Below are 21,525 nucleotides of genomic sequence, written 5' to 3' on the forward strand. Positions count from 1 at the left end.
GGCGCTGCCCCTCCCCGCCCCTTCACCTCAAGCGCTCGCCGCGCGGCTGTCCCGTTCATGTGCGGGTGCGTCGTGGCTGGTCGCGCAGTTCCCCGCGCCCCTAGGGGCATGCTTCGCAGCCCCCCCTTCCCCCACCCCGCTACCGGCCGCACCCACCAAGGGGGGCCCGCCCCACCGCCGTACCTCCCCACCCACGAACGACCCAGGAGACCCCGTGCCCCACCCCGCCCCCACCCCCATCGCCGGAACCCGCGTCGACACCCGCCACTGGATCAACGGCGTCCGCGTCGAGTCCGCCGACCGGGCCACCTTCCCCGACCACTCCCCCATCGACGGCACCGAGCTCGCCCGGATCTCCCGAGGCGGCAAGCCGGAAGCCGATGCCGCCGTCGCCGCAGCCAAGGCCGCCTTCCCCGGCTGGGCGGCGACCTCGCCGCAGGAGCGGGCCCGCATCCTCCACGCCATCGCCGACGGCGTCGAGAAGCGGCTCGAAGAGCTCGCCCAGGTCGAGACCCGCGACAACGGAGCCCTCGTCCGCTCCCACCGCCGAGGCGTCATGCCCCGCGTCGCCCACAACTTCCGCTTCTTCGCGGACTGGCTGACCAACGACCTCGGTCACGCCGACTTCGACACCAACACCCGGCGCAATCACGTGAGTTGGGACCCGGCCGGACCCTGCGTACTGATCACTCCGTGGAACGCGCCCCTCATGATGGAGAGCTGGAAGGTCGCCCCCGCCCTCGCCGCGGGCAACACCGTCGTCCTCAAGCCCGCCGAGTGGTCGCCCCTCACCGCCTCCCTCCTCGCCGACATCACCGCCGAGGCCGGACTCCCCGCCGGTGTACTGAACGTCGTACAGGGATACGGGGCCGAGGTCGGCCAGGCCCTCACCGAGCACCCCGACGTCCGCCGCATCAGCTTCACCGGCTCCGTGCCGACCGCCCGGCACGTCGCCGCCGCAGCAGCGGCGAACCTCACCCCGACCTCCCTCGAACTCGGCGGCAAGTCCCCCCTCCTCGTCCTGGAGGACGCGGACCTCGACCTGGCCGTCGAGCTGGCGGTCGAGCAGTACGACAACGCCGGGCAGGTGTGCCTGGCCGGGACCCGGCTCCTCGTGCACGAGTCGCTCGAAGCCGAGTTCACCCGGCGCTTCGTCGCGAAGGCGGGCTCCCTGGTCCAGGGCGACCCGCGCGACGCCGCCACCGACCTGGGGCCCAACATCCACCCCCGCCAGCTGGAGAAGATCGACGGCTTCGTGCGGCGCGCGGTCGAAGCGGGCGCGAGGGCCGTCATCGGCGGCGGGCCGAACACCGCGCTGAACGAGGAACTGGGCGGGCTGTACTACCGGCCCACCCTCCTCACCGGGCTCCCGCAGGACGCCGAAGCCGTCCAGGAGGAGATCTTCGGTCCTGTGCTCACCCTCCAGACCTTCGGGAGCGACGAGGAAGCCGTCACGCTGGCCAACGGGACCCGGTTCGGTCTCGCCGCCACCCTCGTCAGCGGCGACCGCGCGCACGCCGACCGGATCGCCGAACAGCTCGTCGCCGGAACCGTCTGGGTCAACTGCTTCTACGTACGCGACCTCCGCGCCCCCTTCGGCGGCTCCCGCCAGTCCGGCATCGGCCGCGAGGGCGGCACCTGGAGCTTCGACTTCTACTGCGACCTCAAGAACACCGTCACCGCACAGGAATCAGGGTGGGCCTAAACATGGGTGAAATCGTCGGCGCGGGGCTCCTGTCCCACGTCCCCACCATCGTTCTGCCCGAGGAGACCCGCAAGGAGCTCAACGAGGGCCGCGAGATCAGCCTCGTCCCCGGACTGCGCAAGCTCCGCGAGGAGGTCTTCGAGACGCTCGACTACGACACCGTCGTCGTCCTCGACTCGCACTGGGCGACCACCGTTGAGTACGTCGTCGCCGCCCAGGACAGGCGAGCCGGTCTCTTCACCTCCGAGGAGCTGCCGCGCGGCATGTGCCGCATGCCGTACGACTACCCGGGCGACCCCGAACTCGCCCACAGCATCGCCGGGTTCGCCGACCGGCACGGCACCTGGATCACGCCGATCGACGACCCGTACCTCCCCGTGTACTACGCCACGATCAACCTGTGGAAGTACCTCGGCGAAGGGCTGCCGGAGAAGAAGTGGGTGTCGATCGGGGTCTGCCAGACCGCCGACACCGAGGACAACCTCCGGCTCGGCCGCGCACTGGCCGACGGCATCGCCGCCACCGACCGCAAGGTGATCGTCATCGCGTCCGGCGCGCTGTCGCACACCTTCTGGTCGCTGCGCGAACTGCGCGACCACGAGTCCAGCGACCCCAGCCACATCCACAGCGCCGGTGCCCGCGAGGCCGACTACGAACGGATCGCCTGGTTCGAACAAGGACGGCACGACGACGTCCTGCGCACCATGCCGGAGTTCTACCGGTTCAAGCCCGAGGCCCGCTTCGGCCACTACCTGATGATGGCCGGGGCCCTCGGCGAGGAGCGCTGCACCGCCCCCGGACGGCTGTTCAGCGCGTACGAGAACTCCGTCGGCACCGGCCAGGTCCACATCTGGTTCGACCGCCCCGAAGGCGGCTGGACCGCGACCGCCGACAGCACGGCCCACGACGACACCACCTCCCTGGAGACCGCCCATGCCTGAGTACCGCCGCATCCTCCTCGACGGTGCCGTCGTCCAAGTAGAGCGCCAGGAGGACGAGTTGGTCTCCTCCGACGGTCGCCGCGTCAAGGCCGACGACGCCCGCCACCTCCCCCCGGTCGTACCTTCCAAGGTGGTCGCCGTACACCTCAATCACCGCAGCAGGGTCGAGGAGTTCCAGATCGGCCTCGCGCCCACGCCGACGTACTTCCACAAGCCGACGTCCGCGCTCAACTCCCACCAGGGCGCCGTCGTGCGCCCCGAGGGCTGCAAGTACCTCAACTACGAGGGCGAGGTGGCGATCGTCATCGGGAGGACCGCCCGCAACATCTCACCCGAGGAGGCCGGTGACTACATCGCCGGGTACACCATCGGCAACGACTACGGGCTGCACGACTTCCGCGACACCGACGCCGGATCGATGCTGCGCGTGAAGGGCTCGGACACGCTGTGCCCGCTCGGCCCGGGGCTCGTGACGGACTGGGACTTCCGCAGCAAATACCTGCGTACGTATGTCAACGGCGTGGTCGTCCAGGACGGTTCCACCTCCGAGATGGAGTGGGACATGCACTACCTGGTCGCCGACATCGCCCGCACCATCACCCTCAACCCGGGCGACGTCCTGCTGTCGGGCACGCCCGCCAACTCCCGTCCCGTGCAGCCGGGTGACGTCGTCGAGGTCGAGGTGGAAGGGCTCGGGAAGCTGACGAACCACATCGTCTCCGGCCCGCTCCCGGTCCGCGACGACTGCGGTGCGCAGCCCACCGAGTCGGAGGAGGTCGTCTCCACGGCCTTCGGCGGCGACTGGGAGTTCCGAGGCGTCCGCGCGCCGAAGAGAGGCTGACCGGCCGTGACCCCCCAGCGGACGGAGACCTCGAAGTCTCCAGCAGCAGGTGACGCGCCCCGCACACTCAAGCGGGGCGCCCTGGGTGCCCTCGGCATCCTCTTCTTCGTCCTTTCCGCACAGGCCCCGCTGACCGGCATGGCCGGGGCCGCCCCGATCGCGATAGCCATCGGGAACGGCCCCGGCACCCCGGCGGCGTACGCCGTCGCCGGTGGCATCGTGCTGCTCTTCTCCGTCGGCTTCGTGGCGATGGGACGGTACGTCGTCGACGCGGGCGCGTTCTACACGTACATCGGCAGGGGGCTCGGCCGGACCACCGGCATCGGCAGCGCGGGCGTGGCCCTGCTCGCGTACAGCACCATCCAGGCGTCGATGTACGGGCTCTACGGGGCGACGACCAGTCGGCTCTTCGAGCACTACGCGGGGCTCGAAGTCCCCTGGTGGGTCTGCGCGTTCGCGACCATGGCGATCGTGCAGCTGCTCGGCGTGCTGGGCATCGAGGTGGGGGCGAAGGTCCTCACGGTGTTCGTGCTCGCCGAGTTCAGCATCCTGCTGGCGTTCGGGGTCGTGACCCTGTTCCAGGGCGGCGGGCCCGAGGGGCTGAACGCGGGGGCCTCCTTCTCGCCGTCGGCCCTGCTCGAAGGCGCGCCCGGTGTGGCGCTCGTCTTCGCGCTCGCCTCGATGCTCGGCTTCGAGGCGACGGCGATCTACGGAGAGGAGGCGCGCGACCCGACGAAGACGGTCCCGCGTGCCACCTACCTGGCGGTCGCGGTCGTGACCTGTTTCTTCGCGTTCACGACGTGGATGGTCGTCTCCTCGTACGGAGCGTCCAGGAGCGCGGCGGCGGCAGGGGCGGCGCTGGCGGGCGGCGACGGGGCGGCGTTCGTGTTCGCACCGGTGGCCGCGCGGTTCGGGGCGTGGACCAACGACGTCCTGCCCTTCCTCCTCGCCACCTCTCTCTTCGCGGGCATCCTCGCCTTCCACAACTCGGCCAACCGCTATCTGTTCTCGCTGAGCCGCGACGGTCTGCTCCCGCGCAGGCTGTCGGTGCTCGGCAAGCGGCAGTCTCCGTGGGTGGCCGGTGTCGTCCAGACGCTGACGGCGACGGCGCTCGCGTTGCCGTTCGTGGTGCTCGGCAAGGACCCGGTGCTGACGATGTTCTCCTGGTTCAGCGGCGTCGCGGCCCTCGCGATCACACTGCTGTACTTCCTGACCTCGGTGTCGGTGATCGTCTTCTTCCGCCGCACCCGGCAGGACACCCGCGTCTGGAACACGCTGATCGCCCCGCTCCTCGGGTCGCTCGGCATCGCGGGCGCCATCTTCCTCGTCGTCGACAACTTCCCCACCCTGATCGGCGGGAACGCGGCGACCGCGACGTGGCTGGCGCTGACCGTTCCGGCGGCGCTGGTGCTGTGCGCGGGCCTGTCCCGGCTGCCGTACGCCAGACGGGCGGCGCGGTCGGACCGCTGACCAGCACCGACTTCCGTCGAGCACGGTGGCCGGGCCCCTGACCAGGGGCCCGGCCACCCGTACAATTTGATGTCGAACGACCGAACCGCTAGGTGTGTCCGAAGGAGAGCCTGTGCCCGGCCAGCGTTCCATCATCGAGACCGAGAAGCTGGTCGAGTCCAAGCTCGGCGGCATCCCCATCCAGCACGAGCAGATGGCGGTCATCGCCAACATCCACCGTGCCGCCGCCGCCGTCCGGGGCCACTTCGAGAACTCGGTGCTGCGCGGCTCGGACCTCACCTGGACCGCGTTCGTGGTGCTGTGGGTGGTCTGGATCTGGGGCGAGCAGGAGACCCGTTACGTCGCCGAGGAGGCGGGCATCTCCAAGGGCACGCTGACCGGCGTGGCCAGAACCCTGGAGGGGCGCGGCCTGGTGCGGCGCACGAACCACCCCTCCGACGGGCGTCGCGTACTGCTCAGCCTCACCGAGGAGGGCGAGGCGCTGATGCGCCGCGTCTTCCCCGAGCTGAACGCCGAAGAGGCTTTCGTGGCGCAGCAGTTGGACGCCGACGAGTGCAAAAAGACGGCGGACGCCCTGCGCCGCATCGTCGTCCAGGTCGAGGAGCACGGCGAGGAGCGCCGCCGCGAGCTGCTGAACGGCGAGGAGCCCGCCCCGCGCCGCAGCGGCCGCCGGGCCACCAAGCCGTAACTTTTGTACTGGGTACGGGTGTTGGGACTCCTCACCGGGTACGGGTGTTGGGCTCAGGCCGCCTGGCACCTCCGGAGCGGCTTCGGCGGGCCCAGCCAGCGGTCGAGCGCGTCGGCCAGGCCGCTCGCGTCGGCGTCCGGTTCCACGCCTGCCGGGTCCGCGCCCGCCGGTGCCGCCCACGCGATGTAGCCGTCGGGGCGCAGGAGCAGCGCGCTCCACGCGAGGGGCTCCGGGCTGCTCACTCGTACGGTACGGAGCCCGGACCTGGTCTCCTCCGGGTCCCGGGCCCCTTCGGTCAGGAGGAGCAACGGCTCTGCCGGGGTGAGGAGTTGGGCGACGGTGGTCGGGCCGTCGTCGGTCGTGAAGGCGTGGTTGGGGAGGAAGGCGCCCTCCAGGGAGGTCGAGCCGGGCGGTCGCGGGTAGCGGATTCCCTGGCCGCTGACCGTGTCGGCCATCTCCTTGACCTGCTCGGGTTCGGCGAGCAGTGCGGTGAAGTGGGCGCGCAGGCGGCCGTTCTCGGGGTGCGGGTTCATGACGGCGGCCTGGGTGCGGGTGTTGTCGACGACCTCCTGGCCGACGGGCCGGCGTTCACGGGTGTACGTGTCCAGGAGCGCCGGGGGCGCGTCGCCCCGCGCCACCGCGCCGAGCTTCCAGCCCAGGTTGAAGGCGTCCTGGAGGCCGGTGTTGAGGCCCTGCCCGCCGAGGGGCGCGTGAACGTGCGCGGCGTCGCCCGCGAGCAGGACGCGCCCGGGTCCGGCTGAGCGGTAGGTGTCGGCGAGGCGGGTGAAGTCGCTGAACCGGGAGAGGTACGTCGCCCCGCGCATGGGTATGTCACGGCCCAGCACCCGCCTCGTCGCCCCTGTCAACTCCGCGAAGGTGAGGGGTTGTTGGCGCTCGGGGAAGGGCGGCGTGAAGTCGTGGACGACGACGCGGCTGAGTCCGTACGGATTGACGTTGATCAGCGTCGAGCCCTCGGGGCCGTGCGCCCAGCCGCCGGGGGTGCCTTGGGGGTCGAGGAGTTCCACCAGGGCGACGAGTCCGCTGAACGACGGCGGGGTGGTCGTCGCGGGGACACCGGCCGCCTCGCGGACGGTGGAGCGCGCGCCGTCGCAGCCGACCAGCCAGTCGGCCTCGACGCGGGACCGGGTGCCGTCCTCGGAGAGGGTCTCCGCCTCGACGCGGTCGGCGTACTCGGTCAGGCCGGTCACCCGTACTCCGCGCCGGATCACCGCGCCGAGAGTGCGGGCCCTGGCCTCGAAGGCTTCCTCCAGGGCGGACTGCGACTGGTGGAAGATCGGCGGGCCCTCGGCCGTGGGCGTGGTGATCTCCAGGAGCGGGAGTCCGGCGAAGTGGAAGCCGGTCCGGTGGTGGAGGTCGAGGCGGCCGGGCTCGGGGAGCCGCAAGAAGCCCCGGCGGAGCAGGGACTGCACGCTGCGGGCGTGCAGGGTTCCGGCCCGTGGGGTGTCCCTGACCCGCACGTCCTGCTCCAGGACGATCGCCTCGACGTTCTGGAGGGCGAGTTCGCAGGCGAGCAGCATGCCGACGGGGCCGCCGCCCGCGATCAGGACGCATGTGCGTTCGGGGAACCGGTCGGTCAGCATGAAAGTGCTCCCTGTTGCACTGTGGGTGGCTTCGGCTTCGGCTTTAGCTTCGGCTTCGGCTTCGGCTTCGGCTTCGGCTTCGGTCAGACCTTCGGCTCGGCGTCGGAAGCGGCGGAGGCATCGGCGGCGTCCGCGTCGTCGAAGCTCGCGAAGTACACGGCCGCCATGTCCTCGCCGCCGTGGCCCTGCGCGGACGCGCGGGCGAAGCGGTCGCGGCCCGCCTCGACCCCGTCCAGGCGCAGGCCCGTGCGCCGGGCGGCCTCGGCGGCGAGGCGGGCGTCCTTCTCGGCGTTGTCGACGGTGAAGCTGGGAGTGAAGTCCTCGGCCAGGACGGCCGCCGACTTGCCCTGGAAGTAGCCGCTGTCCAGGGGACCGCCGGTGATGACGTCCACGAAGTGCCGGGGGTCCACGTCGAGGCCCTTGGCGAGGGAGAGGGCTTCGCCGACGCCGTTGGTGAGGGCGATGACCCAGGTGTTGAGGACCAGCTTGAGGCGACTGGCCGCGCCCTTCGCGCCGTCGTCGGCGATCCACACGGTGCGCGAGCCGATGGTGTCGAAGAGCGGCTGAACCGTGGGGCGCACGGACTCCGGGCCCGCCGCGAGGACCACGAGTTTGCCCAGCTCGGCGGGCTGGCGGGTGCCCAGGACGGGGGCGTCGACGAGGACGAGCCCGGCTTCGGCGGCGTACGCGCCGATCTCGTCGATGTCCTCTCCGACCGTGCTGACCTGCACCCAGACCGTACCGGCTGCGAGCTTGGGTGCTGCGGCACGGACGGCTTCCAGGACGCGGGGGCCGTCGTTGAGGACGGTCAGGACGACGTCAGCGCCGTCCACCGCCTCGGCGGGGGTGTCGGCGACGTGCACTCCGTCGGCGGCGAGGGCGTCGGCCTTGGCCCGGGTGCGGTTCCAGGCGCGGACGGTGAAGCCGCCCTTGGCGAGGTTGCGGGCGACGGGGGCGCCGATGATTCCGGTGCCGAGGACGGCGACGACCGGCTGGGGGGTGGCCTGCTCGGCGGCCTGGGGAGTGGTCATGTCGGACTCCTACGGTTCGAAAATTTTCGTACCCCGTCACCATAGGGACCCCCGGATATGCTGGCAACGCCCCCTCGTGAACTCCGGATGAAAGGTCGCCGATGCCGCTCCAGCTCTCCCATCCGCCTCTCGGCGATATCCAACTGGACGCCGTGTACGGGGCGTTGTCCGATCGGCACCGGCGACTCGTGGTCGTCCGGCTGGCGTCGTCGCCGGACGAGGAAGTCCCGTGTTCGACCCTCGACGTCCCGGGGTCGAAGTCCACCCGCTCGTACCACTGGAAGGTGCTCCGCGAAGCGGGGCTGATCGTCCAGCGCAGTACGGGCACGGGGATGCTGCTGCGGTTGCGCCCCGACTTCGAGGAGCGCTTCCCGGGGCTGCTGGACAGCCTGCTGCGGCTCGAAGGGCCCCCCGAAGGCTCCCTCGAAGGACCCCGTTAGACCGCAGGGCTCTCGCGCCGGGCCGATGCCTCCGGCGGCAGGATGCGGTCCACGAGCGCGGCCAGTTCGCGCCGGTCGGAGACCTTGCCGAGCACGCGCAGCCCGTACATGGAATTGAGCAGGTAGAGCGCGCGGTCGCGTGGTGTTTCCGCCGATTCCGGCAGCGATCCGTCGCGCACCCCCTGCCCGACGCAGACCGCGAGGGCTTCCGCGATGCGGCCGAAGGTGTCCCGGACGTACTGGGTGACCCGGGCGTCACGACCGGCCAACTCCAAGGCGGAGTTGACCACGAGACACCCCCGGTGTTGAGGGTGCCCCGAGGTCTCCTCCTCGACGACGCTCATCAGGACCGTACGGATCCGGTCGCGGGCCGGGCCCTCGCCCTCTTCGAGGAGGGTCACCAGGCGGGTCGTCCACTCGGTGTCGTACCGCTTCAGCGCCGCCTGGAACAGGCCGTACTTGCTGTCGAACGTGTTGTAGAGGCTGCCTCGGCCGAGACCCGTGCTGTCCACCAGATCCTGGGCGGAAGTGGCCGCGTAGCCCTTCTCCCAGAAGGTGTCCATGGCCGCGTCCAGTGCTTTTTCGAGGTCGAAGCCCCGTTGGCGAGGTGACATATCCGCAAGGTTAGCCGTTCTGGAACGATTGTTAAACTTCCATTGCGCAGCGTGCAATCGATGCGGGTTGTGTGCTTGTCTCAGTCGCGCAGCTCGCCGCCCACCCCGTACGCCCTGCCGCTTCACGGCATGTCGCGCCACGGGGAGCGGGCGCGGGGGGAAGCCCGGAAACCGGGCACCGAGAGCGCTTCATCACTGGGGAGAACACCTTGCCTGGAGCCCAGCCCGCCGTACCGGAACGCGCCGTGCGCGTCGTACGTCAGGCCCACACCACCCGCGACCTCCACCAGGAGCACGCCTCCTGCCTGCCCGGCCTCCTGGAACGACAGATCGCGGTACGTCCCGACGCCGTGGCGGTCGTCAGCGGCGACCGCAGCCTCAGCTACCGAGAACTGGGCCTCGCGAGCGGCCAACTGGCCGCGAAGCTCCACCTGTTGGGCGTGGAGACGGATGAGTGCGTCGGCGTCTTCACGGAGCCCTCGCTCGACCTGATGGTCGGGGCGTGGGGAGTCCTCTTCGCCGGGGCCGCCTATCTGCCGCTCTCTCCGGAGTACCCGGAGGACCGGCTGCGCTACATGATCGAGAACAGTCGGACCACCGTCGTCGTCACCCAGGAACACCTGCGCGAGCGCCTCGCCGCCATCGCCCCGGCGGGCACCCGGATCGTCACGCCCGACGAGGCCCGGGACGTCTCGACCGCCGACGTGCACCACTGCACGGTGATCCCCGGCGCCCGGGCACCCCGGTCACTCCAGGCGACACCCGCCCCGCGACCGGACTCCCTCGCGTACGTCATCTACACCTCGGGCAGCACCGGCCGCCCCAAGGGCGTGATGATCGAGCACCGCAGCGTCGTGTCGCAGCTGCGCTGGATGCACACCATCGGTCACCTGGGCAGCCATGTGACGGTGTTGCAGAAGACGCCGATGAGCTTCGACGCGGCGCAGTGGGAGATCCTGGCCCCGGCCACCGGCGCGAAGGTCGTCGTCGCACCGCCGGGCAGCTACCGGGATCCCGAAGCACTGATCGAGACCATCAACCGGTACGAGGTGACGACCCTTCAGGGTGTCCCCACCCTCCTCCAAGCCCTGCTGGACACCGATGAGTTCACCTCCTGCACCTCCCTCCGCCGGGTGTTCTCCGGCGGCGAGGCACTGTCGCGGCGGCTCGCCCGTGAACTGCTGGCCGCACTGTCGGAAGCCTCGCTGGTCAACCTGTACGGCCCCACCGAGACCACCATCAACGCGACGGCCAACCTGGTCGACCCGGACGCACTGGACGACGCGTCCGAGGCGGCCACCGGCAACGGCACCGTCCCCATCGGGGTCCCCGTCGACAACACCCAGTGCTTCATCCTGGACGAGGAGCGCCGCCCGGTCGGCATCGGCACGGCCGGTGAACTCTACATAGGCGGCGTGCAGTTGGCGCGCGGCTACCTGCACCGTCCGGACCTCACCGAAGAGCGCTTCGTCCCCTCCCCGTTCGTCCCGACCGAACGCCTCTACCGCACCGGCGACCTCGCGCACTGGAATCCGGACGGCACGATCACCTGCCTCGGCCGGGCCGACAACCAGGTCAAACTGCGCGGCTACCGGGTGGAGTTGGACGAGATCGCGGTCGCCGTCGAGGAGCACACCTGGGTGCGCCGGGCGGCGGCCGTGGTCACCGACGACGCACGCACCGGCTTCCGGAACCTGGTGGCCGTGGTCGAGCTGAACCCGCGCGAGGCGGCCCTGATGGACCAGGGCAACCACGGCGGCCACCACCAGTCCAAGGCCAGCAAGCTCCAGGTCAAGGCCCAGCTGTCACACGCCGGGGTGCGCGACGCCGAGGACCTGCTGGACCTGGGCGTACAGGGCCACGACGTGCTCGACCTGCCGGGCCGCGACGGCACCGAGCGCCAGCGCCGGGAGACCTTCGCCCGCAAGACGTACCGCTTCTACGACGGCGGCGAGGTGACCCGCGACGACCTGCTGAGGCTGCTGGCCCCCCGCACGCCGTCCACCGTCGGGGGAAGAGCCCCTGAATCCCTCTCGCTCGACGAACTCGGGGAAATACTCCGCTGGTTCGGTCCCTTCCGCAGCACCGAACGCCTCCTGCCGAAGTACGCGTACGCCTCCCCGGGCGCGCTGTACGCGACCCAGCTCTACGTGGAGGTCACGGGCTTCGAGGGCGTCCCGGACACCTCGGGCATCGCGGACGGCATCCACTACCACCACCCCGCCGATCACACCCTGATCCGGATCGCGGGCCCGTCAGGGCTGTTCCCCGGCGGCGAAGGCCCCCGGATCCGCCTGCACTTCCTGGGCAAGAACCAGGCCATCGAGCCGGTCTACGCCAACAACATCCGCGAGGTCCTGGAGTTCGAGACGGGCCACATGCTGGGCGTCTTCGAGGAGGTGCTCCCGGAGTACGGGCTGGCGGTGCGCCCCGTCGGGTACCGGGAGGCGGTCAAGGGTCTCCTCGGCGTCCCCGACGAGGACCACTACCTGGGCACCTTCGAAATCGTCCGCAACGACGGCACCCCCGCCGCCGATCCCACCGAGGTCTACGTACAGGCCCACCCGGGCCGGATCGCAGACGTGACGAGCGGTCAATACCTCTACTCCAACGGCGCCTTGGTGCCCTTCTCCGCCGGTCTGGTGCAGCGCAAGCACGTCATCGCCATCAACCAGGGCGTGTACGACCGGGCGTCGTTCGGCATCGCCGCCGTCAGCCGCGCCGCCGAGCCCTGGCTCGCGTACGTGGCGATGGGCACCAAGCTCCACCACCTCCAGCGCAACGGCCTGGGCCTCGGCTTCATGTCGGCGGGCTACAGCTCGGAGTCCGGCAACCCGCTGCCCGCCTCCCGCCGCATCGACGAGATCCTCGCGGAGCAGGGAGTGCCGCGCGGCCCGTCCTACTTCTTCTTGGGCGGCCGGGTCAGCGAGGAGCAGATCCGCAGCGAGGGCATGTACGAGGACTCGGTGCACTCCAAGGGGCCCGCCGAGATCATCAAGGACGAGCTGGCGACCCTGCTTCCCGACTACATGATCCCCAATCGCGTACTCGTCCTCGACAGCCTGCCGCTCACCGCGAACGGCAAGGTCGACGCGAAGGCGCTCGCCGCCGACGAGACCGTGCGCGCTGCGGGCAGCGACGCCCCGTACGTCGCTCCGGCGACCGCGCACGAGAGGTGGCTCGCCGAGGCGTGGGGCAAGGCCCTCAAGTACGAGGACCCTTCGACGGCGGACGACTTCTTCACGGCGGGCGGCAACTCGCTCGTCGCGGTGGCCCTCGTCAACCGCGTCAACCGGGAGTTCGGCACTTCACTGCCGCTCCAAGTCATCTTTGAGGCACCGAAGTTGGGTGAGCTGGCGGCACGGATCGAGTCCGCTTCCGCAGGCGCTCCGGAGGGGACAGCCTCTGCCTCCAGGCTGATCCCGCTGTACGCGGAGGAGTCCGCCGCCCTCCCTCCCGTCTTCTGCTGGCCCGGCCTCGGCGGCTACCCCATGAACCTCCGCCTCCTCGGCCGCGAATCCGGGCTCGGCCGCCCCTTCTACGGCATCCAGGCGCACGGCATCAACGCGGGTGAGACTCCGTACCCGACGGTGCAGGAGATGGCCTCGGCCGACGTCGCCGAGATCCGCCGCGTCCAGCCCGAGGGCCCCTATCTCCTCTGGGGCTACTCCTTCGGGGCCCGCGTCGCCTTCGAGGCTGCCTGGCAGTTGGAACAGGCGGGCCAGAAGGTCTCGGACCTCCTGCTGATCTGCCCCGGCAACCCGAAGGTGCGCGCCGCCGAGGGGGCCGAGCACGGCCGCGAGTCGTCCTACGTCAACCCCGCTTACGTGACGATCCTGCACTCCGTCTTCACGGGCTCCATCTCCGGCCCGGACCTCGCGGACTGCCTGGCGGCCACCCACGACGAGGCGTCCTTCATCGCCTTCACCCACGGGCGGATACCGGCCCTCGGTGAGGACCTGATCCGGCGGATCACCCGGATCGTCGCCGAGACGTACGAGTTCGACTACAACTTCCGCGAATTGACGGAGCGTCAGATCCAGGCTCCGGTGACCGTCTTCAAGGCCACCGGCGACGACTACTCGTTCATCGAGGACGCGACGGGCTACACGGTGTCCCCGGCGACGGTCGTCAACCTCGCGGGTGACCACTACGCGGTCCTCAAGCGGCACGGCCTGCCGGAACTCCTCACGGCCATCCGCTCCCGCCTGGCCACCAACTAACCGTTCTCGTGAAGTACTTGGAGTAGCCCCATGCCTCACATCGACCTGAGCCACTTCCCGGCCGAGCTGACCGCGGTGCAGCGGGCGCGGCTGGCCGAGGACCTGACGGCGGTCGTCGTCCGGCACTTCGACACGTACGAGGGGGCGGTCTCGATCGCCCTCCACCCGATCCCGCCCGAGGACTGGGCCGAGCGGGTCGTGGCCCCGCTCATCACGGCCCAGGAGCCCCACCTCATCAAGCCCCCTGCCTACAGACCGGCCTAGCCCCGGGGGCCGCTCGCGCCTGCGGCGGGCCCCGTTCCATGCCGTGTGTGGCCCCTCGGTGCGCCTGCGGCGGGCTGCCCCTCCCCACCCCTTCACCTCAACCCTGCCGGAGCCGAGTCCCGTTCCGTGCGGGTGCGTCGTGGCTGGTCGCGCAGTTCCCCGCGCCCCTCAATGCCCTCCCCCCTTGGCTCCGCCCTCCGCTTCCGCCTAGCCCCCTTGGGCGGCGGGGCCGCCCCCCCCCCCCCCCCCCCCCCCCCCGGGGGCGGGACGGGCGGGCAAGGGGGCGGCCCCTCTCGCTCCGGGCCACCCCGGAGCACCCCCCGCCGCACCCCGACACCGCCCAACCCCGCCAAGGGGCCCCGCCCCACCCCCGTACGCCCCAACCCCCACCCCACCCCACCGAAAGGCCACCCCATGCCCGACTCCCTCGGCCCCCGCCTCAAGCTCGGCATCGTCCTCCCCTCCACCAACACCTCCGCCCAGCCCGAAATGGAGTCCCTCCGCCCCCACCACGTCACCAACCACACCGGCCGCATGCTCATCGGCGACGACTCGATGGTCGACGAACCCGGCTTTGACCACGTCATGCACAGCATCCGCCGCTCCACCGTCCCCGCCATCGAAAGCGTCGTCAGCTGCAACCCCGACGGCGTCGTCATCGGCGTCTCCCCGGAGAGCTACTGGGACGGCCCCGACTCGCACTCCCGCGTCCTCGCCTCCCTCACCGAAGCCGCCGACGGCCTGCCGGTGATCATGAGCCCGGATGCCATCAAGGCCGCCCTGGACGTCTACCGGGCCCGCCGCGTCGCCGTCATCACCCCGTACCTCCCCGTCGGCGACGACTCCGTCAGCCGCTTCTTCAAGGACAACGACTACGACGTCGTCCGCATCCAGGGCCTCGGCGTCTCCAGTCCCGCCAAGATCTCCCACGTGTCGGAGGCCCAACTCCGCGACACCGTCCGGGACATCGACGGCCCCGACGTCGACGCGATCGTCCAGGTCGGCACGAACGTCGCCATGACCCGCCTGGCCGCCGTCGCCGAGACCTGGCTCGACAAGCCGGTCATCTCCAACAACACGGTCCTGTACTGGCACGCCCTGCGCCGCCTCGGCATCACCGACCACGTCCACGGCCACGGCTCCCTCCTCTCCGAGCACTGAGCCCCGCACCACTCACCCATCCCGCCCGAGCCGAGGGGGCGGCCACCGGCACACACGCCACACGCCACACGCCAGGCACCACAAGCCCGACGCCACGCGCACACCCGGCCGCCCCCGGCATTCTGGAGACCTTCGTGACGAGCACAGCCAGCACCCCCGAGACAGTCACCACCGCATCCCCCCAGCCCCCCGCCACAGAGCGCCTCCCCATCCTCAAGCTCCTCGCGTTCACCGCTGCGGGCTTCCTCGCGATCATGACCGAGACGATGCCCGCCGGCCTGCTTCCCCAGATCAGCAAGGGCCTCGGCATCTCCGAGGGTCTCGCGGGCCAGCTCGTCACCCTCTACGCCATCGGCTCCGTCGTCGCCGCGATCCCCGTGATCGCCGCGACCCGCGCCATGTCCCGCCGCCCCCTGCTCCTCTACGCGGTCGGCTCGCTCTTCGTCTTCAACACGGTCACCGCACTCTCCACCAACTACGCACTGACCCTCGGCGCGCGCTTCATCGCGGGCATGGCGTCCGGCGTCATCTGGGGCCTCCTCGCGGGCTACTCCCGCCGCCTGGTCCCCGAGCACCTCCAGGGCCGGGCCCTCGCCATCGTCGGCGTCGGCCAGCCGATCGCGCTGACCTTCGGCGTCCCGCTCGGCACTCTGCTGGGCTCGCTCTTCGGCTGGCAGGGCGTCTTCTGGATCATGTCGGCCGTGGCCCTGCTCCTGGTCGTCTGGGTCCGCACCCTGGTCCCGGACTTCCCCGGGCAGTCCGCCGAACAGCGCCTGCCCATCCGCCGGATCTTCCTCACCCCCGGCATCCGGCCGATCCTGGCCGTCATCTTCCTGTGGATCCTGGCCCACAACATCCTCTACACCTACATCGCCCCCTTCATGGCCAAGGCGGGCCTGGGCGAGCGCGTCGACGTGATGCTGCTGGTCTTCGGCGCGACCGCCATCGCGGGCATCTGGTTCACGGGTCTGTTCGTCGACCGCAAGCTCCGCGTCCTCACCCTGGCGAGCCTCGCCGGATTCGCCGCCGCCGCACTGATCCTGGGCATCGGCCAGAACTCCCCCGTCGCCGTCGTCATCGGCGTGGTCGCCTGGGGCCTCACCTTCGGCGGCGCACCGACCCTCCTCCAGACCGCCATCGCGGACGCGGCGGGCGACGGCGCGGACGTCGCCCAGTCCATGCTCGTTACGATCTTCAACCTGGCGGTGGCGGGCGGCGGCGTGGTCGGCGGCCTCCTGCTGGAGTCCTCGGGCGCGGGCACCTTCCCCTGGGTCCTGCTCGCCCTGGGCGTGGTGGCCCTCCTGATCGTCGGCACGGCCAAGTCCCACGCCTTCAAGGCGGGCAGCCGGGGCGCGGCCTGATCCGCACCCGTACGCAGGGCCGTGTGCGGGTGTCGCTCTCCCGCACACGGCCCGCGCCCCACAATGTGACCTCCACCCCAACTCAAGCGCAGTCACCACTAGTTGCGACCTTCCGCAGGCTGGATTCCGACGCCTCAGCCACGCCCGCGAAGAAGCTCTTCCTCCACCGCCCGGTTCGCCCAAGGCAGCAGCGCAGGCATGCACGGGACGATCGCGGTGAAGTCGCGCCGGGTTGCCGACGGTCGCGGCGACGGTGCCCAGCAGGCTCGCGGTGGCGAGGGCGGCCGAGTCGGTGGTGCCGGTGATGCGCTGCACCTGGATCGGCAGCATGAACTGCGGGATCGCCGTCCAGATCGCGCCGACTCGCGCAGGCCCGGCGGGCGGGGTACGGGATCAGGCCGTACGCGATGCCGCGCGCACCAGCGCGTCGAACAGGCCCTGTTGGGCGGGGTCGTGCGCCGCGGTGTCCTCCGGATGCCACTGGACGGCGGCGAACCACCCCTGGGTGTCCGGGAGTTCGAGGGCCTCGACGGTTCCGTCCGAGGCGAGCGCGGTGGCGACGAGGCCGGAGCCGAGTGCTTCGACGCGCTGGTGGTGGTAGCAGGAGGCGTCGACCTTGTCGGTGCCTGCGGCGGCGGCGACGGCTGAGCCGGGCTGGAGCACCACCGGGTGGACGAGGTGCCGGTGCTCGTGGTCCGGGCCGCCCATGTCCTGCTGGAGGGTGCCGCCGAGGGCGACATTGACGACCTGGATGCCCCGGCAGACCGCCAGCAGCGGCAGCCCCGCCTCCAGTGCGGCGTGCGCCACGGCGAGGTCGAAGGCGTCCTGCTCCGTATCGACGTCGTACACGCTGTCGTGCGCGACGCGTGCGCCGTACGTCTGCGGGGCGAGGTCGCCGCCGCCGGGGAGCAGCACGCCGTCACAGCGAGCGAGGCGGGCCGCGACCTCGGCGGGGTCGGCGATGGAGTCGGGGGCGTACGGGTGCAGCATGAACGGCTCGCCCCCGGCCCGCCACACCGCGTCGACGAGGGCGCGCGCGGTGACCTCGGCGGCGTACCGCAGGACGGAGGCGGACGCGGCGAAGCGGTTGGGGAGAGCGATGAGGGGGCGGCCGTCCGGCATGCTCACAGCTGCATCCAGGTCGTCTTGAGCTCGGTGTACTTCTCCAGGGCGTGCGCGGACTTGTCGCGCCCGTTGCCGGACTGCTTCATTCCGCCGAAGGGGACGGTGAGGTCGCCCTCCTCGTAGCAGTTGACCCAGACGGTTCCGGCGCGCAGGCGGCGGGAGACCTGGTGGGCGGTGGAGAGGTTCGCGGTCCAGAGCCCGGCGGCGAGGCCGTACTCGGTGTCGTTGGCGAGGCGTACCGCTTCGTCGATCGTGTCGAAGGCGAAGACGGAGAGGACGGGGCCGAAGATCTCCTCGCGGGCGAGGCGGGCGTCGGGGGCGACCCCGTCGAAGACGGTCGGTGCGAGGTAGCTGCCGCCGGTCTCCTGGTGGATGCGGACGCCGCCCGTACGAAGCCGTGCACCGTCCTTCTGGCCTGCGGCGATATGGCCCAGCACCTTGTTGAGGTGCGTCTCCCCCGCCATCGCGCCCATCTCGGTCGCCGGGTCGAGCGGGTCGCCGACCCTGAGCGCCTGAGCGCGGTCGACCACGGCGTCGACGACCCTCTCCGCGACGGAGGAGTGGACGAGGAGACGGGAGGGCGCGGTGCACATCTCGCCCTGGTTGAAGAAGATGCCCCACGCGGCGGTGGCGGCGGCCTGCGCCAGGTCGGGGGCGTCGGGCAGCACGATGTTGGGCGACTTGCCGCCCAGTTCCAGCCAGACCCGCTTGAGGTTGGAGTCGGCCGCGTAGTGCAGGAAGTGGCGGCCGACGGCGGTGGAGCCGGTGAAGGCGAGGACGTCGACGCCGGGGTGCAGACCGAGGGCGCGGCCGGCGGTCGGTCCGTCGCCCGCGACCACGTTCAGTACGCCGTCGGGCAGTCCCGCCTCCGTGCCGAGCCGTCCGAGGAGGAGCGCGGAGAGCGGGGACAGTTCGGAGGGCTTGAGGACGACGGTGCAGCCCGCGGCCAGTGCCGGGGCGATCTTCCAACCGGCGAGGGTGAGCGGGAAGTTCCACGGGACGACCGCGCCGACGACTCCGGCGGGCTCGCGGGTGACGAGGGCGAGCGCGTCGGGCGCGGTGTGCGGGGCCTCGTCGGCGAGCTTGTCGGCGAGGCCCGCGTAGTAGCGGAAGGTGTTGACGAGGGCGCGCAGTTCGATGCCGTACGCGTCGGAGATCGGCTTGCCCATCTCCAGACTGAGCGTGAGCGCGAGGTCCTCGCGCCGCTCCTCGATCAGCTCGGCCAGCCGGAACAGGGCCCGTCCGCGCTCCCCGGGGGCGAGGCGCGGCCAGGGGCCGTGGTCGAAGGCGCGGCGGGCGGCGGCGACGGCGAGGTCCACCTCGGCCTCCCCCGCGTCGGCGACACGTGTCAGCTCGCGGCCGTCACGGGGCGAGACGACGGCGAAGTCCGCACCGCCGCCCGCCTCCTCGCGGCCGTCGATGTGGTGTCCCGTCGGATGCCGGAGGGACGTGGCGCGCTGGAGCCAGCCTTCGTAAGAAATGTCCACTGTGAGGTACCTCCGGAGTTCGCGACGGGGTCGCCCGGGACGTCGGACCGGCGGGCAGCACCACCGCATTTCCATTTGAACCCAAACGATAAGCGGACGGCGCGAGCGACCACAAGGGGGTGGGCGCGCCCGTTTCCACCCCACTTACGAGCATGAAAATCGCCTAAAGCACAGCAGGCAGCGCCGGGATCTGCTGGTATAGGTCCGTCGCAGGGACAAGTGATCTTGGAGGTACGCCGACCCGCCGCCAGCCACGGCATCCCTGTCGTCCCACCCACCGCACCAAGGGAGCGAGCGACCCGCATGAGCCTGGCCCAGCTTCACTACACCTCGGCCGCCGGGTTCACGGCGGTCAGCCCCGACGTCCCCCGCGACCTCCTCGACGAGGCCGAGGAGGTGCTGGCCGCCTTCCCCGCCTCCGCCTTCTCGCTCACCCAACTCTCCGACGGCAGCCGCCTGTTGAGCCGTACGACGACGGACCCGGAGAGCGGCGCCGCGCACACCCACGCCGTCCATCTGCCCGCCGGAGTACGCCTGCCGGGCGGCGCGCTGCCCATCACCGCGTGGGACTCGCCGCGCTGGGCGCCCCTCGCCCCCGCACCCGGCAGCACGCCCGAGCCGCTCGACCTCCTCACCCCCGCCGCCGGGTTCTTCGACCGGGACGGCCTCGCGGACTTCGCGGCGTCGTGCGGGGCGCGGCTGGCGGGCGTGCTCGCGGACGTACGCACCCTGTGCGAGGACCCGGGCGCGCGGCCGGTGGTGCTGGTGGAGGAGGACCCGGCGGACATCGCACGCTGGGTGGCGGTGCTGGGTGCGGCGCTGCCGCGCGAGCACGCGCACGGGCTGACGTTCACGACGTACGCGGAACGGCCGGAGCACGCACTCCAGCAGATCATCGGGACGTCGCCTGACGTGGTCTTCCCCGCGGCGGAGTTCCGGGTGCACCGCCCCGGCCGCGTCGGTACGGATGCGGGCTCGGCCGGTGTCGAGGACGCCTGGGCCGCAGTCGCGGCGCAGGTGTGGCTGGCGGCGCGGCCGGAGCTGTTCAAACGAGCTGCCGCACAACCCTCCCTGCACGACGGGGAGTTCGAGGAGGGCCCGCTGGCCGCGACCGCGCTCAGCGCCGGAGTCCCACTCGACTCGCGGGGCCGTACGGCCGCCACCCTGTGGGCGGAGGAGCACGCGGACGGACTCAACGCCTCCGACTGGCCTGCCCTGTTGGGGGCCCTGTGCGCCCCCGTGCCAGGATCCCGGCCCGACGGCGAACTCGACGCCCTGGCCCGGCTCGCCGAGCGCATCGACGGCAAGGTGCCCACCGAGATCCTGGCTCCGCTGGCCGCCCTCTTCGCCGCCGAGGACGACAATCCGGCGGCCGTCCCCGAGCTGGCGCGCCAGCTCGCCCACGAGTTGCTCGCCGAACCGGACCGGGCGCGCAGTGCGGCGGTGCGGGAGGCCCTGGACCGGCACTCCGCGCTGCACGCCCAACTCCTCGTACATCTCGATGACTTGGCTCCAGACAACCCGTTCTCGGTGGTGCGGTTGCTGCACACGGCCGATCTCGTGCGGGGTGTTCCGGACGGGCTGCCGCATCTGCGGATGTGCGCCGCGTATCCGTTGCCGGGGGCGTCCCGGCAGGGGCAGGCACAGGAACACGGGCCGGACGCGGAGGACCGTGACTCCACGCTGCACACGGTGCTGCGGGCCGCCGGGGTCTCGCCGATGATCGAGCCGCTGGTGCTGCGGACGGGGTTCCGGCTGGTCTGGCCGGAGAACCTGCTGCCCACTCCGCAGGAGGCCCGCTGGATCCTGGGCGAGACGGGCTCGGACGCGCACCGCACGGCGGGGACGTACCCGGAGCTGATCCGGGCCGCGCTCGAAGGGCCCGCCGACGATCCGGACGTCACGCCGCTCGCCGCCGATCTGATCCGGTGCTTCCCGCACGAGATCGACGCGCGGCAGCTGGGGGCGCTGCGGATGCTGGAGTTCGCGGAGTCGTTGGCGGAGGGGCGGGCGGGGGCGGGGCCGGTGGCCACGGCGCTGACGCTGCGGTCGGCGGCGCACCCGGTCGAGGCGAACGTTCTCCAACGGGCCTACGGGCTGGTGGCCCGGGAGCTGCTGTCCGAGCAGCGGCCGCTCGGGGAGCTGTCGGCGCTGGCGCGCTCCGGTGACGCGGACCTGCTGGGCGCGTACGGGTCCGTGGCCCGGACGGCTCCCCTGCTCGACCGGCTGCGTACCGCTCCCTCGTACGCGGCGGACTGCTTCATGGCGTGGACGGCGCACACCGGGGCGAGTGGGTTGTGGGACGACACGCGGGCGGCGTTGCTGGAGGAGGTGCTGCGGCCTGCGCTTCAGCACATGACGAGCCGTGAGATCGCTTCTCTGCTGGATCACTTGGACCGGGCGGGCGGGACGCACGCTTCGGACTTCCGGGCCTGGCACAAGCCGGGGGGCCCGCTGGGCCGCCTGGCCCGCCGCTTCGGCCGAAGGTGAGGAGCACCCCCTCCCTCTTGGGCAGCGGAACCAGCCCCCTCCGCCTCCGCCCAGCCCCCTTGGGCAGCGGGGCCGCACCCTCC

The 21,525-nt window shown here is 71.4% G+C and carries 16 protein-coding genes; 11 read left to right on the forward strand and 5 right to left on the reverse strand.

Annotated elements, in window-relative coordinates; genetic code table 11:
* Window positions 1–214 precede the first annotated feature (214 nt).
* The 5 genes from OG897_RS18635 (at window position 215) to OG897_RS18655 (ending at window position 5,645) form a co-directional block, all read left to right on the forward strand.
* The gene (locus OG897_RS18635) at window positions 215–1,705 is read left to right on the forward strand and encodes an aldehyde dehydrogenase (RefSeq protein WP_266658237.1); all 1,491 of its coding nucleotides are present in this window, start codon (window positions 215–217) and stop codon (window positions 1,703–1,705) included.
* A gap of 2 nt (window positions 1,706–1,707) precedes the next feature.
* Window positions 1,708–2,646, forward strand: a complete 939-nt coding sequence (locus tag OG897_RS18640) for a 3,4-dihydroxyphenylacetate 2,3-dioxygenase (RefSeq protein WP_266658239.1) — start codon at window positions 1,708–1,710, stop codon at window positions 2,644–2,646.
* Entirely contained in the window at window positions 2,639–3,487 is an 849-nt protein-coding gene (locus tag OG897_RS18645; protein WP_266658241.1) for a fumarylacetoacetate hydrolase family protein, read from the forward strand. Before OG897_RS18640 ends, OG897_RS18645 begins: the two co-directional genes overlap by 8 nt.
* Before the next feature lie 6 nt (window positions 3,488–3,493).
* Window positions 3,494–4,957: an APC family permease gene (locus tag OG897_RS18650; RefSeq protein ID WP_266658243.1), complete on the forward strand. Its 1,464-nt coding sequence runs from the start codon at window positions 3,494–3,496 to the stop codon at window positions 4,955–4,957.
* Window positions 4,958–5,069: 112 nt separating this feature from the next.
* Complete coding sequence (locus OG897_RS18655) at window positions 5,070–5,645, forward strand: MarR family winged helix-turn-helix transcriptional regulator (RefSeq protein ID WP_266658245.1); 576 nt, start codon at window positions 5,070–5,072, stop codon at window positions 5,643–5,645.
* Window positions 5,646–5,698: 53 nt separating this feature from the next.
* Here the strand turns inward: OG897_RS18655 and OG897_RS18660 are convergent, their stop codons facing one another.
* Together OG897_RS18660 and OG897_RS18665 are read right to left on the reverse strand one after the other, a co-directional pair.
* Window positions 5,699–7,246: an FAD-dependent monooxygenase gene (locus tag OG897_RS18660; protein ID WP_266658247.1), complete on the reverse strand. Its 1,548-nt coding sequence runs from the start codon at window positions 7,244–7,246 to the stop codon at window positions 5,699–5,701.
* Window positions 7,247–7,329: 83 nt separating this feature from the next.
* Window positions 7,330–8,277 carry an NAD(P)-dependent oxidoreductase gene (locus OG897_RS18665; RefSeq protein WP_266658249.1) on the reverse strand — a complete coding sequence of 316 codons (948 nt, stop codon included), beginning with the start codon at window positions 8,275–8,277 and terminating at the stop codon, window positions 7,330–7,332.
* A gap of 101 nt (window positions 8,278–8,378) precedes the next feature.
* On the opposite strand from OG897_RS18665, the gene OG897_RS18670 reads away from it, so the two are divergent.
* Complete coding sequence (locus OG897_RS18670) at window positions 8,379–8,717, forward strand: helix-turn-helix transcriptional regulator (protein WP_266658251.1); 339 nt, start codon at window positions 8,379–8,381, stop codon at window positions 8,715–8,717.
* Here the strand turns inward: OG897_RS18670 and OG897_RS18675 are convergent.
* The gene (locus OG897_RS18675; protein WP_266658253.1) at window positions 8,714–9,331 is read right to left on the reverse strand and encodes a TetR/AcrR family transcriptional regulator; all 618 of its coding nucleotides are present in this window, start codon (window positions 9,329–9,331) and stop codon (window positions 8,714–8,716) included. The two genes, OG897_RS18670 and OG897_RS18675, sit on opposite strands and share 4 nt — an antisense overlap.
* A gap of 305 nt (window positions 9,332–9,636) precedes the next feature.
* Here OG897_RS18675 and OG897_RS18680 point away from each other — a divergent pair, with 305 nt between their 5' ends.
* From OG897_RS18680 to OG897_RS18695, 4 genes are all read left to right on the forward strand, one after another.
* The gene (locus OG897_RS18680) at window positions 9,637–13,554 is read left to right on the forward strand and encodes an amino acid adenylation domain-containing protein (RefSeq protein ID WP_266660287.1); all 3,918 of its coding nucleotides are present in this window, start codon (window positions 9,637–9,639) and stop codon (window positions 13,552–13,554) included.
* 30 nt (window positions 13,555–13,584) lie between these two features.
* Window positions 13,585–13,818: a tautomerase family protein gene (locus tag OG897_RS18685; RefSeq protein WP_266658254.1), complete on the forward strand. Its 234-nt coding sequence runs from the start codon at window positions 13,585–13,587 to the stop codon at window positions 13,816–13,818.
* Between the two features lie 414 nt (window positions 13,819–14,232).
* Window positions 14,233–14,979 carry an arylmalonate decarboxylase gene (locus tag OG897_RS18690; RefSeq protein ID WP_266658256.1) on the forward strand — a complete coding sequence of 249 codons (747 nt, stop codon included), beginning with the start codon at window positions 14,233–14,235 and terminating at the stop codon, window positions 14,977–14,979.
* Between the two features lie 134 nt (window positions 14,980–15,113).
* Window positions 15,114–16,340, forward strand: coding sequence for an MFS transporter (locus OG897_RS18695; RefSeq protein ID WP_266658258.1), 1,227 nt, complete (start codon window positions 15,114–15,116; stop codon window positions 16,338–16,340).
* 393 nt (window positions 16,341–16,733) lie between these two features.
* On the opposite strand, the gene OG897_RS18700 is transcribed toward OG897_RS18695, so the two are convergent.
* Together OG897_RS18700 and OG897_RS18705 are read right to left on the reverse strand one after the other, a co-directional pair.
* The gene (locus OG897_RS18700) at window positions 16,734–17,462 is read right to left on the reverse strand and encodes a gamma-glutamyl-gamma-aminobutyrate hydrolase family protein (RefSeq protein WP_266660289.1); all 729 of its coding nucleotides are present in this window, start codon (window positions 17,460–17,462) and stop codon (window positions 16,734–16,736) included.
* A 2-nt stretch (window positions 17,463–17,464) separates the two neighbouring features.
* Complete coding sequence (locus OG897_RS18705) at window positions 17,465–18,952, reverse strand: aldehyde dehydrogenase (RefSeq protein WP_266658260.1); 1,488 nt, start codon at window positions 18,950–18,952, stop codon at window positions 17,465–17,467.
* Between the two features lie 303 nt (window positions 18,953–19,255).
* Between OG897_RS18705 and OG897_RS18710 the strand changes: the two genes are divergently transcribed.
* The gene (locus OG897_RS18710) at window positions 19,256–21,442 is read left to right on the forward strand and encodes a GTPase-associated protein 1-related protein (RefSeq protein ID WP_266658262.1); all 2,187 of its coding nucleotides are present in this window, start codon (window positions 19,256–19,258) and stop codon (window positions 21,440–21,442) included.
* Window positions 21,443–21,525: the final 83 nt, after the last annotated feature.

It is taken from the genome of Streptomyces sp. NBC_00237 (genome assembly GCF_026342435.1).
Taxonomy (GTDB): domain Bacteria; phylum Actinomycetota; class Actinomycetes; order Streptomycetales; family Streptomycetaceae; genus Streptomyces.

What these genes read in the sequence shown, in the direction of transcription:
- OG897_RS18665 (WP_266658249.1), bottom strand. Translation starts at nt 8,277, where the DNA reads ATGACCACTCCCCAGGCCGCCGAGCAGGCCACCCCCCAGCCGGTCGTC.
- OG897_RS18685 (WP_266658254.1), top strand. Translation starts at nt 13,585, where the DNA reads ATGCCTCACATCGACCTGAGCCACTTCCCGGCCGAGCTGACCGCGGTG.
- OG897_RS18700 (WP_266660289.1), bottom strand. Translation starts at nt 17,462, where the DNA reads ATGCCGGACGGCCGCCCCCTCATCGCTCTCCCCAACCGCTTCGCCGCG.
- OG897_RS18690 (WP_266658256.1), top strand. Translation starts at nt 14,233, where the DNA reads ATGCCCGACTCCCTCGGCCCCCGCCTCAAGCTCGGCATCGTCCTCCCC.
- OG897_RS18670 (WP_266658251.1), top strand. Translation starts at nt 8,379, where the DNA reads ATGCCGCTCCAGCTCTCCCATCCGCCTCTCGGCGATATCCAACTGGAC.
- OG897_RS18660 (WP_266658247.1), bottom strand. Translation starts at nt 7,246, where the DNA reads ATGCTGACCGACCGGTTCCCCGAACGCACATGCGTCCTGATCGCGGGC.
- OG897_RS18645 (WP_266658241.1), top strand. Translation starts at nt 2,639, where the DNA reads ATGCCTGAGTACCGCCGCATCCTCCTCGACGGTGCCGTCGTCCAAGTA.
- OG897_RS18640 (WP_266658239.1), top strand. Translation starts at nt 1,708, where the DNA reads ATGGGTGAAATCGTCGGCGCGGGGCTCCTGTCCCACGTCCCCACCATC.
- OG897_RS18710 (WP_266658262.1), top strand. Translation starts at nt 19,256, where the DNA reads ATGAGCCTGGCCCAGCTTCACTACACCTCGGCCGCCGGGTTCACGGCG.
- OG897_RS18675 (WP_266658253.1), bottom strand. Translation starts at nt 9,331, where the DNA reads ATGTCACCTCGCCAACGGGGCTTCGACCTCGAAAAAGCACTGGACGCG.